This is a genomic window from Bacillus sp. SA1-12, assembly GCF_000981385.1.
GTDB lineage: Bacteria > Bacillota > Bacilli > Bacillales > Bacillaceae > Metabacillus.
The window spans coordinates 109,511-124,689 of the sequence record NZ_LATZ01000128.1; the positions used below are offsets into that span (position 1 = coordinate 109,511).

Sequence of the window (15,179 nt, forward strand, 5' to 3'; positions counted from 1 at the left end):
TTAAAAAAGCGGGAGGTAAAGGCAATGAAAAGAGCGATTAAAAAATTAATAAAATGGGCTCCTATCATTTATCCAATCGTCAAAAAGTTAATCAACAGCCGGAAAGCTAAACGGATCTAAATTGTAGTATAAGATAAATAAGTAATTAAGTTATGATGCTGAAAGGAGCCGGTTAAAAGATAACTGGCTCCTTCTTATTATGAAACATTCAAGTTTTATGACTGATAAGGTGTTTTTTCAATCGAAACAGGTAAGGCGGTCTGTGGTTCAGGTACTCGAGAAAGAATAAGAAAACCAATGATAAATAAAATCACTAAACTGAAAACGCCGCTATTTGTATCTCCAGTAAGCTGTGCAGTTACCCCGACTAAAAGCGGGCCCATAATTGACGCAAATTTGCCGAATATCGTATAGAAGCCAAAGAACTCATTTGCGTTTTCCTTTGGAACCAGCTTTGCGAAATACGATCTGCTCAATGCTTGAATTCCTCCTTGAGAGGTGGCCACAAGCATTGCTAAAATCCAAAAGTCTAGGGTTGTCTCCAGAAAATACGCATAAACGCAAACGATCATATAGATGATAATGCCAACATACAGCATTTTCTTGCCTGTGAATTTTTCAGCCAGCCGGCCGTAAAGAATGGAAAATGGTGCAGCAACAACCTGCGTGACAAATAAAATGATCAATAGATTTGTAGAACTGATCCCCAAATCCGTTCCATAAGCTGTCGACATTGTAATAATCGTTCCAACTCCATCAATATAGAAAAAATAAGCAAGCAGGAATAAAAATAGTGCCCGATACTTACGGATTTCCATGAAGGTTTTTCCTAAACGCCGGAAGCTGTTTACAATTGGGCTTGGCTCACGTTTAATGTAAAATCGTTGATGGACATTCTTCAAGAGAGGGATAGTAAATCCTGCCCACCATAGAGCTGTTATGATGAAGGCAATCTTACTTGCTGCAGTAGTAGAAACAGGGATGATCTCACTTTGCGCCAAAATAATGATCGCAATGCTGATAATAAACGGAATGGTGCTGCCGATATATCCAAAGCTGAAGCCGCGGGCTGAAACACGGTTCATTCGGTTATCTGTGGCAACGTCAACTAAAAATGCATCATAAAACACATTGGCGCCTGCTGAACCAATTGCTGCGACTGTATAACAGATGAGTAAAAGCAACCACTGGTTACTAGGAATAAAGGCCAATAATCCTGTAAAGATTACCCCTAAAGCTACGAAGAATATAAAAAATCGCTTTTTATATCCTTGATAATCGGCAAGGGTCCCTAAGATTGGACCAAGTATAGCCAAAATAAAGGTTGCGATGGCAATGGTGTAGCCTAAATAGGCGGTCGAATCTGCAGAACTGACTCCTGCATTGGTTGCAGCTGCTTTATAAAATAGCGGAAATACGGCGGTTGAAATAATAATCGAATAGGCTGAACTTGCCCAATCATAAAAAATCCAGCTATTTTCCTCTTTCGTGAAACGCCTCATCAAAACCCCTCCTAAAGTCACCCGTTTCTTATATTTTACAAGAAAAATAGCCTATCTAACCGAAAATTTAAAAAATTAACTCCTAGTTTACATTATTAATCATCCTTAGGTCATATACCTGTCTTCAAGACTTACTTCTTCTAATAATTCTGTTTCCATTACCGTTGAAACGTCACGAAAGCCAAGTTGTTCATATAAATGTTTTGCGGGATTGCCACTGAAAACATTTAAGAGGACTTTTTTGTATCCTTGATTTTTAAAGTCATTAAGAGCAGCTTGCATGAGTTTTTTGCCAATTCCTTTTTGCCTATATGCAGGGAATACATAAAGAGAAGAGATCGATCCTGTCTTAACAGTGTTTAAGGGATTAAAGTCAGGACCTATTAAGGCCCAGCCTAAAAGCATCTTACCTTCAAGTGAAACAAGATAATAGGAGCCCCCATTTAAGAGCGGAATAAAGGCATGAAAGCCACTTTCACTGTTTTCCACAAAGCCCATTGAGCTTTCCTTCATCACATTTACCGTCATTTTTAATAATTCGTTTGTCTCCATTATGCTAGCCCTTCTTATGATTAATCTAGACATTTCCATCACCTTTTCAAAGGATATAAAAGCTGTAAACATATTGTATGGAGAAACTAGGTAAAACGTGTAAGATGCTTATTAATAGCACTGACCTGTACTAGGCTGCCTAGCAAAAAGAAATTGTTAGGGTTTTATGCCTAAGTGTTAAAAAATATTCTAATTAAAATAGTTCAAATGGCTTAAAAACAACTTTTGGTTATTGTGTAAAATTTCCTGTGGACAAATGTGTCGGATAGGGAAAAAGTTTGTTTTTTCATGACAATTTTAGTTTTATTCTATATTTATTTGGTTAAATATGTTATTGGTATAATATAGGAAAAAGAGAATGTTTTTAATTATTTTCCATTTATATGTAGAGGAAATTTTTTGTTGGTCACTCAATATTGAGAGATTTTAATAGAGAAAACATGTAAAGGGTACTCACAATTAATATAGATGATTACCAAATAACAAAATGATAGGGAGAGAATGAAATGTCTGGAATTATTCGCGTTACCCCAGCAGAGCTAGTTAGTATGTCAAACCGTTATTCAAGTGAAAGCAGCCAAGTAGGAGAGCAAGTTTCTCGTCTTGATACAATGATTAGAGAGCTAGAAGGCATGTGGGAAGGTGAATCAAGCAGAGCATTCAGCGAGCAATATCAATCATTAAGACCTTCTTTCATTCAAATGCAGCAATTGCTTGATGATATTTCTACTCAATTGAACAGCACAGCGAAAGCACTTGAAGATGCTGATCAACAAATCGCAAGCCAAATCAGAGGATAATCATTTAAGAGATAAGGGAGCGCTCTTTTACATAGATGGCGCTCCTTCCTTATGAGGTGAATGAGGTGTACATAGAAGTTACAATTGATTTAAAAAACTATCAAAAGGATAGCTTCGATTTGCGGCTATCAAACTACCATACTGTCAAAAAAATGGTCGATATCGTTTGGCAGGCAAAGAAAGTTAGTGAGCTACCAAAAGAAGGGGCTTGGATACGAGTCATTAATAAGCATAAAATCGTTCAAGGAAGTGAACGGTTAATAGATGTTGGCATTACAACTGGAGATCGAATTGAAATACTATGAAGGAGTTAGTGGGAATGTCATCACAAAACGATCGCTCATACTTAGAAGAAAAATTAGAAACGAGTATAAAAACTGATAAGCAAACCATCGCGTTTACCTTTCAAATTGAAAGAATAAAATTGGATAATCCTGCCGAAATTTCTTTTTTAAAAGAGATCAACCCGAAAATAAAAAAGGAAATTACCATGATGGATGATGAATTATCCATTCTTCATACAATCCCTAACACATTCACCCTTCTTCCTCGTATGGAGCAAGCGGAGGAAAGAGATCGCCTGATGATTTCTTATAAAATCGTTCAACAGGCTGAGCTCCATTCCTTAACAAGAATTCATCTCATTGTATGTCCTGAGAATATTGTCCTTGACCAAGGGCTTAATCCATACTTTCTTCATTTTGGGGTAAAAGAAAGTCTTCCACCATATGAAAAAAATTCTGAAAATCTATTAAAAGAGGCTAAAGCAACGGTTGCGGCAATTACAGATAATCAATATTCCTTTCAACAATACGTAAACCACTATGAAACACTTAAGCTTTCAGATTTTACAAAACGCGTATTTGGAGCACAAAGCCTTGATGAATTATTGGGAATCATTGAAGAGCGGATTCAGCAGATAAATGAAGAGAAGTCCCTATTAATGACAGTGAATAAGAAAACATGGAAATTAAATCGCTATGTTTTATATGGTGTCACTCTATGCTTAATCCCGGCACTGGTTTATTCCCTTTATTCTTTATTTTTCCTTCAGCCAAAGCAGGAAAGCTTTATTTATGCACAGGAAAAGTTCTTAAATAATGAGTTTAGTGAAGTTGTGACAGTTTTACAGCCATATGAGCTTGATGAGATGCCTAAAGTCACGCAATATGAATTATCTTTATCCTATATTATCAACGAATCGCTAGCAGAAGATCAAAAAGAGGTCATACGAAATACTGTGTCGTTACAGTCTGATCCGCTCTATTTTAAATATTGGATCCATATCGGACGGGGTAATGCCGAGGAAGCCCTTGATATCGCACGATATCTTGAAGACCGGCAATTGATTATGTACGGGCTTTTAAAATATAAAGAACAAGTGAAAGCAGATGATGAGTTAAATACGGATGAAAGGCAACAGCTTTTAGCTGAAATTGACGGAGAAATAAAAGAATATACAGCAGAATTGAAAGAGGCAGGTCTAATTAGCAAAGAAGAAGAGCAAGAGACAACCTCTGAGCAAGCTCAAGAAAAGCCGCAGGGGCAAACGGAGGGAGCAAGTGCGCCAGCTAATACTGACGCTCAAAAGGCTGTGAATCAAACTAAGCAAACAACAACGACAAATGGTCAGGGAGAAAAATCTCCGCAATAAAGAGAAGCTTTTATACGCCTTTAAATGAGAGTAGTTTAAGGCTAAATTGAACGAGTGCAGGTGGTGATACTATGCCAATTTTATGGGTTTTTTATCGTGACTCTTATCAGTATGTAACATTAAAAACAAATCAAAAGCAGGAGGTAACCATTGGAGGTGATTGGCAGCATACCATCACCATTCAACAGGCACCTTCCGCGCAAAAACCACTGAAAGTGAAATATAGGAATGACTCATACTGGCTTTACCAAGCCGAGGAACATGCTGAACAGCTTGTCTGGCATACACAATACGAGACCAGCTGTGGCAAAGAACCGATCACATTGATGGTTACTGACTCTTTTCTGTCAGCAAAAACGTATTATCTTGGAAACAAGAGTGAGGTCGCCTTTTCAACAACACAGGAAAAGGCAGCCTTTCAAAAGGCTGTTGAAGCATCATGGAAGCAAGACTCTTTTACGCTGTACAAGCAGGATAACCGCTGGGAAATAGTTTTTGATGAAACGGAAACAATTTATCGAAATGGCCAGCGATTGGAGCAAGCAGCAAAATTAGAGATAGGGGACCAGCTGTTTTGGCCGACCATGATGATTAAATTACTAGAAGAAGATCTGATTCAGGTTAATAGCCTGCTAGAATATAAGACAGAGCTTTTGGAAACGATGAAGCCTCAATCCGAAATGCAAAAGAAATACCCTGTATACCGCCGTACACCAAGAATGGTATATGATCTGCCTGATGAGAAGGTGCAGTTCTCCTTTCCGTCTCAGGATTCAGAAGGCTCTAACCGAAGCCTATGGCTGATCATTATGCCTCCGCTGATTATGTTGATTGTCATGGGGCTTGTAGCCATTCTTGTTCCAAGAGGGATTTTTATTATTGTCTCATTGGTCATGTTTATGACAACATTGGTCACTTCTACGGTTCAATATTTTAAAGATCGGGGGCAGCAAAAGAAATCAAAGGAACGGCGCAAACGCATCTATACACAGTATTTAGATTCGAAAAGACAGGAGTTGCAGACGCTTGCCGAAAAACAGAGAGAGGTTTTGACCTTTCACTATCCATCTTTTGAGAGAATGAAGTATTTAACTGCTGAACTATCTGACCGTCTTTGGGAAAGAACCCTCGAAAGTCCGGACTTTCTTCAATTTCGACTCGGGTTTGGAACAGTTCGAGCGAGCTATACGATTTCTTCCTCTTCATCCGATATGTCAAACAGAGAAATGGATGAGCTTCTTGAAGAATCGCAAAAGCTTGAGAGAGCCTATAAGCATTTGAAAAACCTGCCGATTACGGCCAATCTTTCGGAAGGAGCCATCGGGCTCATTGGGAAAGACGCTGTGTTAAAAAATGAATTACACCAATTAATTGGTCAGCTTGCGTTTTTTCATAGCTACCATGATTTGCGGTTCGTGTTTATCTTTGATGAACATGAGTACAATGGCTGGGAATGGCTGAAGTGGTTACCGCATTTTCAATTGCCAAATTCCTTTGCAAAAGGATTTATCTACAATGAAAAAACGAGGGACCAATTGCTTTATTCCTTATATGAAATGATCAGGGAACGTGATCAGGAGGAAGACAAAGAAAAACTGCGTTTTACACCGCATTATGTCTTTGTCATTACAAACCACCACTTGATATCAGATCATGTCATTTTAGAATATTTAGAGGGTAACCATAAGCATCTTGGCATCTCTGTTATTTTTGCTGCAGAAGCTAAGGAAAGTTTATCAGATAATATCCATACCCTTGTCCGCTATATCAATGACGGTCAAGGTGATATTTTAATTCAACAGAAAAAGGCGGTTCAAATCCCGTTTCAGCTTGATTTACATAGCAGGGACACAAATGAGAATTACGCCCGCATGCTCAGGACTCTTGATCATCAAATTGGGATGACAAACTCGATTCCTGAAGCTGTATCATTTCTTGAAATGATGAATGTAAAGAGCGTTGATGAGCTTCCGATTAAGCAAAATTGGCTGACAAGAGAGTCAGCAAAATCACTGGCAGTGCCAATCGGTTTAAAAGGAAAGGAAGAAACGGTTGAACTGAATTTGCATGAAAAAGCCCACGGTCCGCATGGCTTATTGGCAGGTACGACAGGATCAGGGAAAAGTGAATTTTTACAGACATATATCCTTTCTCTTGCTGTTCACTTCCATCCGCATGAAGTTGCGTTTTTATTAATTGATTATAAGGGCGGAGGCATGGCCCAACCCTTTAAAAACATGCCGCATTTATTAGGAACGATTACTAATATTGAAGGAAGCAAAAATTTCAGCTTGCGTGCACTAGCTTCGATTAAAAGTGAGTTGAAACGGCGTCAGCGTTTATTTGACCATTATAGCGTTACACATATTAATGACTATACGAAGCTATTTAAGCAAGGAAAAGCAGAGGATCCTCTGCCGCATTTGTTTCTTATTTCTGATGAGTTTGCGGAGCTCAAGACCGAAGAGCCGGATTTTATTCGCGAGTTAGTTAGTGCGGCCCGTATTGGCCGAAGCCTTGGGGTTCATCTCATTCTTGCTACCCAAAAGCCTGGAGGCGTTATTGATAACCAAATTTGGAGTAATGCCCGTTTCCGTGTCGCATTGAAGGTGCAAAACACAGAGGACAGCCGTGAGATCCTAAAAAATGGCGATGCTGCCTCCATCACGGTTACTGGACGAGGATACTTACAGGTTGGAAACAATGAGGTCTATGAGCTATTCCAATCCGCATGGAGCGGTGCCCCATATCATGAAGAAGATAACTATGATATGGAGGACGAAATAGCGATTGTAACAGACCTGGGGTTAATTCCTTTATCAGAAGTGTCTGCATTAGATCAAAAGCAGAAGGATAATGAAAGTGAAATTGACGTGATTGTCGATAAAATTGAGCAACTTCAGCGTGATCTGGAGATTGAGAAGCTTTCAAGCCCATGGCTGCCTCCGCTTTCAGGACGACTCTATCGCGATGGAATGGATCTTGTCCAAAGAGATCCATCAAGTATTGTCTTTGCGATGATTGATGAACCTGAAAAGCAAAGTCAATCACCATATATGTATGAGGTTATTGAGGACGGTAACATTGGAATCTTTGGTTCCTCTGGTTATGGTAAAACACAAACAATTCTTACTCTTTTACTAGGAATGGCAAAGCAATTTACTCCAGAGGAAGCTCATTATTATTTAATGGATTTTGGAAATGGCGGTCTGCTGCCGCTTAAGCAGCTTCCACATACCGCTGATTATTTCTTGCTTGATCAAGAGCGGAAAATTGAAAAATTTATGGGGATTTTACGTGATGAAGTAGCAAGAAGGAAACAGCTTTTCCAAAAGCAAGAGGTAAGCTCTATTAAAATGTATAATGCTTTAAGTGATGAGCCGTTGCCGTTAGTGTTTGTTGTCATTGATAATTTTGACCTTGTTAAAGAGGAGATGCTTGATCTTGAGCAGCAGTTTAACCAGTTTGCCCGTGATGGTCAGTCTCTGGGTATTTACATGATCCTAACGGCTACGCGAATCAATTCAGTTCGTCAATCATTAATGAACAATTTAAAAACAAAAATTGTTCACTATTTAATGGATTCTTCGGAAGCCTATACGATACTCGGAAGATTGCCATTTACACCAGAAGCAATGCCGGGAAGGGCTATTGTGAAAAAGGATACGGCCTACTTTGCCCAGGTCTATCTTCCGACAAATGGAAAAGATGACTTTGAACAAATGACAAACCTGAAGGAAGAAGTACAAAACCTGAAGGATATGTATGCAATGGCGAAGAAGCCTGCTCCAGTGCCAATGCTGCCTATAGAGCTTACGCTTAGCAATTTTGCTGCTTATATTGACAAGCAGAATGGCATGCTGCCAATTGGACTTGATGAAGAAAATGTTACACCAGTTTATATAAACTTCTTAAAGACAAAGCATTGCATGGTGCTCGGCCAAGCTCAAAAAGGCAAAACAAACTCGCTTAAGGTGCTGATTCAAACAGCAATTGAACAGGATATCGAACACATCGCAATTTTTGATTCAATTGATCGGGGATTATCATCATTTATCGGAGAAGAGAATTTAGTTTACCTTGAAGGAAAAGACCATGTCATTTCATGGTTGGATCATTTGGAAACACTCTTTATTCAACGAGAGGAAGCGTACCATCAGCAAATTCAGAGAGGCGAACAATTGCCGCAATTCTCTCCGGTTCTATTCATCGTTGATGGCTATTCTCGCTTCTTGCAAAGCTTAGATAATCCGACTCAAGATCGGATCGTCCGCTATATGAAAAGTTATAGCCACCTTGGCTTTAACATGGTCGTATCCGGCTCAAATAATGAATTAACAAAGGGCTATGACCCATTAACAACTGAAATCAAACAAATCAGACAAGCGGTTATTTTAATGAAAAAATCTGAACAAACTTTATTTACTCTTACCTATGATCGTAAGGAAGCAGAGATCCAGCCGGGCTTTGGTTATTATGTGGAAAATGGAAAAGAGCAAAAAATTCAGATTCCGCTTGCAAATGTTGAAAGGAAGGTACGCATATGACAGAAAAAGCAAGCATATTTAAGCTTATACTCGTCATTATTATGATTATCATCACACCCCTTCTTTTCTTCCGGTCAATCGGTGACAACCCGTTGCAAGTCGTGAAAACGGAAAATGCAACAAAGTCTATTGCTATTATCAATGAGGATATCGGAACACAGGAAGGCGATGAACAGATTCAATTTGGTCAGGATGTTGCAGCAATCCTGGGTGAAAACTCTTCTTATGAATGGACGGTTGTCGGCAGAAGTGCAGGGGAAAATGGTTTGAGCAATTTAAAATACGACGCCATTGTATATTTACCATCAGACTTTTCGGAAAATATCATGACGTATGATGAGGAAAAACCAGTAAAAACGAATCTCCAATATAAAGTACAAAGCCAGTTGAATGCAGTTAATAAAGAAAAAGTTTTAGTTGAACTTGAAAAGGCAACAAAGCAAATCAACCGAAAGATTTCATCCCTATATTGGAATTACGTCTCAGCCGATATGGAGCATATCCGCCAGGAGTTTGATGAAATTCTTGAAAAGGAAGTTTCCTTCCAAGAAACAATGACAGCTTTTTATAAGCCAAGCTCAAAAAACTTGGCAGGACAGATTGATGATCAAAAAGCCATGCTCACAAACATTCAAGAATCAATTGAGCAGATTGGCGAAAGTGCCCCGGATCAAAAGGCAACGGTGGAAGCCTATGCCAAAGACTTAACAACCTTTGTGGAGTTTGTTAAGCAATATAAGGAATATCAAGAAAAACAACAATCCCTGCTCGCTGAGATTCAGGCAGAGTCAATCAAATCGGTTAATCAAGCAACTGAAAATCAACAGCCGATGTTTGTAAAATCACAAAGCCTGTTTAATGACGAGGGCGAGAAGTTTTTAGAAAGCATGACACAGCTCGACCAGCGAATGGATAACAATCAACAGGTATTTAGTCAACTAGAGGAACAAAGGTATAGCCAGGTAGCTAGACAAGTAAATGAGTTCTACTCCCTGCAAAAAAAGATTCTCGAGTTTTATCAGCAGTTAAAGGATACAAACCTGCTAAATGATGCAGAAGGCCAGCTTGCCATTTATAGCGACAAGCTCAGTGTAGGGGAGGAGCCGGAAGAACCTGTTGAAGAACCAGGTAAACCGGATGATCAGGGTATTGTTTCAAATACCGAGGATAATAACGATGAAACAAATAATGATAGTGCAGAAACCCCAAAAGAGGAGAATCCTGGAGAAGAAAATGGGAATCCCAATAAAGCTGAAGATCCGAAAGAGCCATTTGTAGACTTAACATCTGAAAGAGATGAGCTTAAAAGGATCTCAACTGAAATGAATAGAATAAAAGACTCGCTCAATGTTGAAGAACTGCCGCCAGATGCAGTCATTAAAGCGGTAGAAGATATAACAAATCTTGATAAGCGCATTGTCGAAGTCGAAAAGACATTAGGTGAGAAGGAAACTGGAAATAATCCATTAGAAGATACAGTAAAGCAATTACTTAAGGATCTTGAAAATTTAAATAAAGAAAAATCAAATCTTGAAACAGAGCTAAGCAAAAAAGTAGACGAAATTACTAAACTTGAAGAAGAGAAAGCACAATTAGAAACGGCTATTAGTCAATTGGAAGAAACGAATAAAAAACTTGATACCGAATTAAGCTTATACAAAGACTACGAAGCAAACATCAAAGACGAGATCGAGAAAATGGAACAATCAATCCTTTCTTCTGAAGCACTTTCTGCAACAAGAAAAGACGTTTTAACAGGCATCTTTTCCAAGGAAATAAAAAACAAGGATCTTCTCGACATGATGTATTACTTCTCTTACTTAGGCCGCTACAAGGAAACATTGGACAGCATGCTGGCTGAAAACACTGCAATGAACGCTGTTCTTGGGAATGAAGAGTTTAAGAAAGAAGCAAATAAAATTGTTGAAATTACAAGTGAAGAGGAATCAGGCTGGAAGCAATTGGGTAAAGATATACCAACGACCCAGGATGCGTTAAACACAATGGAAGATGGCTTTACCGTATTCATGGCAAATTACCGAAAAACCGTTGATGAGCAGCAAGCGAAGCTGCTTGAAAGCCTGAATGGCATTCAGCAAGAAGCAACAACGGTGCTTAATCAAATTCAAAAGCCGGAGCAAATGCTTACGGTTGTTGAACCAACCACCCCTGTTGAAGGTCAGGAAATGGTTTCAGGTACAGAAAGAATTAGTGAGCAAATGGACTCGATTCACACATGGATGGATTCTATAGGTGAAAGTCAAAGCAGCATCGTAGAATACACGGGTGAGCTTCAATTAAGAGTAAATGATGTTCAAGTAGACGCAGATAAATTAAACAATAAATGGGCATCAAATGTGGCTTCAACGGAGCTGATTCGCGATGATGTATTTAGTGTTCTAGGCAATACCTTTGTCGATGGTCAACAAAATGGTTATGTCTATGATTTCTTGACAAATCCATTAAAGGTCAGCGGCGATATTCCTGAGGAAACTGAAAGTGAAACGGTAAAAAATATTCCGCCGGTAGTTGTGTTGTTTATCGTGCTTATATCGAGCCTGCTAATTGGCTATACAAGCTATTATTTCCAACAGCCTCCGTTATGGATTCAGGCCATTTTGTTTGTTCTATTAAACCTTATTGTCGGCTTTGTTATAAGCTTGTATGGCCTTGATATTTATCCATTACGAGAGGAAAGTGCGGTTGAATGGACCGTCTATACGATCCTGCTCCTGGCAGCTGGTTCAGCCTTAGTACGCATTTCATTTACTGCCCATCATTTAATAGGGTTGTTTGTAACAGTAGGATTGGTGATTTTTTATGTCACGCCATTACTTGCCTTAACAACACCAAACTTTAGCTTTACAGACCCAATGTCACATGTTTATATGTCTATTCAATACGGCACTGAGTCATTATTTACACAAGCAGTTGTGGTTCTAAGCCTGATTTTAGCAGTGTTGATTGGACTTGAATACTTTATAGGCAAATCAAGATTAAATGATGAGAAAAAAGGATCAGAAACCCATGCAGCATAAGCAAGCTTTACTTGTTTCATTGCTTTTGCTGATCATAATTGGTTATCACCTTTTAGCTGTAAATCCTGTCCATGCAGATACAACGAAAATTGAAGAGCTTGTTCCAAATGATTATCAGGAAAATCAATTTAAAAAAAATAATGAATTGCTTCACGATGAATCATTAACGAACAAACGCTCAAATATACCTGAAGAGGTAAAGGATCTAACCTTTGAACGGGAAAAGCAGTCTCAGGATGACATCGTGAAATCAAGCTTGTTTTTAAGTGAGACAAGTGACAACAATACGATCAAAGCGAAGGCACTTGAATTGCAGCTGTTTACAAATGTAGGAGAAAAAGCTTTGAATCTAGCGGAAGAAGATGAATCTTCTTCTTCCAATCTATCTTTAACGATTTTCATTTGGGCATTAGTTGGTGTTTGTAGTTTGTTGTTAATTGTTGTCTTGTTTGTATGGGGAACCTCCCAGAACAAAGCAAAAAATCCTCAATTTTAGTAGAGAGGTGAAGATGATGAGTTTATCAGACATGCTGTATTCGATTCAAAGGAGCATTTCATCACAATCGAATGATCTTGAAGAAAAGATTCAAAGATTGACCCAAGCAAAAAATGATATAAACCGGGAGCAAGACCTATTGCTTCAGGAAATAAAAAAAATAAAACAGCCGGATTTAGGAAAAGAATGGACAGGAAAAAGAGCTGACAATTTTGATCGTGAGCGCGAGGATGCCTATACAATCATGCAAAGAATTGGACAAATTGATTATTCCAGCTATCAACGTTTAATAGAAAGCAAGATCAATAGCTTAGAAATTGAACAAAGTGTCTTAAATGTTACAAAGGCTCTTGCCTATGAGGCAGGACAGCTCGTTGACAAAGGCGAAGATGCTGTTGATGAGCTTGCAAGCAGAATTAGCGATCTGAAAAGGCGGTTATTATAATGGTGACGATCAAACTTAATTACGAAGCAGTTATGAAGGAATTAGATGAGGTAAAGTCAGCATTAGCTAATGTAAAGATTGCTCCGCCGCAAGCTGGCAGCCTCGGGCAAAACAAGCTGGATTTTACCGCCTATTGGCTTGAACGTGAAGCAAGAATTCATCAGCTCATTAATGAGTATGTGGAAGTTGTTGAGAAAAATGTGGAAGATACAAAAGCAAACGTCCGCTCATTAAAAGAGCAGGATGAAGCGATAACTAGATAGCAGAGACTGTTTTGCCATATACATTACTACCCAAGCCATACCTAATCGAGAAGAGGCTGTCTCAAATCAAGGGTCAGACCCTGTAGAGGCAGTCTCTTTTTCAATGGCGCAAGAAGGAGCGAAACTAAAGGAAAGGCAGATGGTGACCGTGAAAGTATATGAAGTAAAATCATTAGTAGATTCAATGGAAGAAAGGGCCAAGAGCTATACAGACTTACGGGAAAAGCTTGAGGAAATCAAAAATCAATTTAATGATATCGTCAACCTGAACGATCACCTGCAAGGAAAGGGAGCCGACGCGATTAAAGGCTTCTACTTGGCCCAAATCGATGTAGTGGATGCCTGGCTTCGCTTGATTGATCGAAACATTGCCTTTTTCCGCGGCATCGCAGGCACAACCGAGGATGTGGAGCTGTCAGGAGATACGATTGTCCATGTTCCGTTTTTAGAGGACGAACTTACCCATCATGCAAGAATTCATAAAGAAATGGTCTCAAGCCAACAGGATGAGCTGATAAGGATTTTCACCCGAATTGACGACCTCATCTCCCTCGATGCTTTTTCAAAAGACCGATTCGAGGACCATATGGAGAAGGCAGAAAAAGACCGTAAAGACACCGTTGACGCCGTTGAAAAGCTGGACAGTGACCTAAAATCTGAATACTTCCTTTCAGAGGGGGATGAACAGTATGTGGTTGCACTCTTCGGACAGCTAATGGAAGCATCCCGCCAAGGCAGCACCATCCAACCGATCCATTTCAACGCAGAAGCCTACAAATCCAGTGAAGTTTATCAACTGAAAGAACAAGCCGAAAAACAAACAAGTGAATACCTTTCATTCAAAGACGAACAGGAAAAATGGAGAGAAGAGCTAAAACGCCAGGAGGAGCTCGAAAACCGCCCATGGTACGAAAAAACATGGGATGGAATCAAAACCTTCACAGGCGAAATAACAGGCTACTACGATTACATACGAGCCTCAGAAGGAGTTGACCCCGTCACAGGCGAAAAACTAACCACAGGCCAGCGTGTCGCAGCGGGCGCCATGGCAGCCGCAGGCTTCATCCCAATCGTCGGCTGGGCAGGGCGCATCGCCAAAGGCGGAACAGCCATCTACCGAACAGCTAAGGGCATGCACGCCGCTGATCAGGCATTGGACGTCTACAGAACCGCCAACACCTTCTCCACTCTTGAAAAAGCGGAAATGGGCATTTACGGGTTAGTATCTGCCAATGGATTCAGTGAGTATCTCACAGGGAAGGACATGTTTGGGAATGAGCTGACCGAGGAGCAAAAGCAGAATAGTCTTTATCAGGCGTTAGGGTTACTGGCTGTTGGAGGCGGTGCTTATTATATAAGTAAGTTGCAGAAGGGGAATGCAGTTTATCAGGTGCCGAAAAGAACAGATACTCATACAGTAGCGGTAAATGAAAAAATAAAGGATGTAAATCAGGGAAGTACTAATGGAGGAGTTACATACTACCGTGTACAGGGAGGAACTGGAAACCAAAGAAGTAGAGAAATCATTACAGTAAAAGAAGATGGAACAATCACAACCTCCCAAACATCGATTAACGTGAGTACAGGAAATATGGAACATGCTGAGTACTTTTTAAAGGAAAAGCGTCCAGGGGGCCATATTGTATCATTTGATATACCAGATTGGATGGATGAATTTATTAAGGATGAAGCTATTCCTCAGTTAGGATATAAGAAAAATCCACTTAATCAAGGAGGAACTGCACCGAAAATCGTCGACCCCACAACTCCAGGAGATTCATTTGAATTACCTCCTATTTGGTCTGATTGGCTTCAAGAATATGCATTTAATGCTAAAATGAAAAAGTGAAGAGAAATAATGATATGCTTTCATTTGCTATTG

Annotated in this window: 12 protein-coding genes; 10 read left to right on the forward strand and 2 right to left on the reverse strand. The window is 39.5% G+C overall.

Translation table 11 applies throughout. The annotated features are described in order from the left end of the window. The first annotated feature begins 24 nt into the window (after window positions 1-24). Window positions 25-120: a hypothetical protein gene (locus WQ54_RS34940; protein WP_231597642.1), complete on the forward strand. Its 96-nt coding sequence runs from the start codon at window positions 25-27 to the stop codon at window positions 118-120. Window positions 121-215: 95 nt separating this feature from the next. Here WQ54_RS34940 and WQ54_RS24720 read toward each other — a convergent pair whose 3' ends face one another. Both WQ54_RS24720 and WQ54_RS24725 read right to left on the reverse strand, forming a co-directional pair. Beyond that, window positions 216-1,505 (reverse strand): MFS transporter, encoded by a 1,290-nt coding sequence (locus WQ54_RS24720; RefSeq protein WP_156178134.1) that lies wholly within the window; start codon window positions 1,503-1,505, stop codon window positions 216-218. A gap of 102 nt (window positions 1,506-1,607) precedes the next feature. After that, window positions 1,608-2,054 carry an N-acetyltransferase gene (locus WQ54_RS24725; protein ID WP_052737959.1) on the reverse strand — a complete coding sequence of 149 codons (447 nt, stop codon included), beginning with the start codon at window positions 2,052-2,054 and terminating at the stop codon, window positions 1,608-1,610. Window positions 2,055-2,560: 506 nt separating this feature from the next. Between WQ54_RS24725 and WQ54_RS24730 the strand changes: the two genes are divergently transcribed. The 9 genes from WQ54_RS24730 (at window position 2,561) to WQ54_RS24770 (ending at window position 15,146) form a co-directional block, all read left to right on the forward strand. Then, on the forward strand, window positions 2,561-2,854 hold the full coding sequence (locus tag WQ54_RS24730; RefSeq protein WP_046588331.1) for a WXG100 family type VII secretion target: 294 nt from the start codon (window positions 2,561-2,563) through the stop codon (window positions 2,852-2,854). A 65-nt stretch (window positions 2,855-2,919) separates the two neighbouring features. Beyond that, window positions 2,920-3,159, forward strand: a complete 240-nt coding sequence (locus WQ54_RS24735) for an EsaB/YukD family protein (RefSeq protein ID WP_046588689.1) — start codon at window positions 2,920-2,922, stop codon at window positions 3,157-3,159. Between the two features lie 14 nt (window positions 3,160-3,173). Beyond that, on the forward strand, window positions 3,174-4,508 hold the full coding sequence (gene essB, locus WQ54_RS24740; RefSeq protein WP_046588335.1) for a type VII secretion protein EssB: 1,335 nt from the start codon (window positions 3,174-3,176) through the stop codon (window positions 4,506-4,508). Between the two features lie 71 nt (window positions 4,509-4,579). Continuing rightward, complete coding sequence (gene essC, locus WQ54_RS24745) at window positions 4,580-9,055, forward strand: type VII secretion protein EssC (RefSeq protein ID WP_046588336.1); 4,476 nt, start codon at window positions 4,580-4,582, stop codon at window positions 9,053-9,055. Continuing rightward, window positions 9,052-12,093 (forward strand): type VII secretion protein EsaA, encoded by a 3,042-nt coding sequence (gene esaA, locus WQ54_RS24750; protein ID WP_046588337.1) that lies wholly within the window; start codon window positions 9,052-9,054, stop codon window positions 12,091-12,093. Before essC ends, esaA begins: the two co-directional genes overlap by 4 nt. Further along, window positions 12,083-12,589, forward strand: a complete 507-nt coding sequence (gene essA / locus WQ54_RS24755) for a type VII secretion protein EssA (RefSeq protein ID WP_046588338.1) — start codon at window positions 12,083-12,085, stop codon at window positions 12,587-12,589. The genes esaA and essA overlap by 11 nt, the downstream gene beginning before the upstream one ends. 13 nt (window positions 12,590-12,602) lie before the next feature. Next, window positions 12,603-13,034 (forward strand): DUF5082 family protein, encoded by a 432-nt coding sequence (locus WQ54_RS24760; RefSeq protein ID WP_231597643.1) that lies wholly within the window; start codon window positions 12,603-12,605, stop codon window positions 13,032-13,034. Next, window positions 13,034-13,297: a YwqI/YxiC family protein gene (locus WQ54_RS24765; RefSeq protein ID WP_046588343.1), complete on the forward strand. Its 264-nt coding sequence runs from the start codon at window positions 13,034-13,036 to the stop codon at window positions 13,295-13,297. The genes WQ54_RS24760 and WQ54_RS24765 overlap by 1 nt, the downstream gene beginning before the upstream one ends. A 103-nt stretch (window positions 13,298-13,400) precedes the next feature. After that, complete coding sequence (locus WQ54_RS24770) at window positions 13,401-15,146, forward strand: ribonuclease YeeF family protein (RefSeq protein WP_052737960.1); 1,746 nt, start codon at window positions 13,401-13,403, stop codon at window positions 15,144-15,146. Window positions 15,147-15,179: the final 33 nt, after the last annotated feature.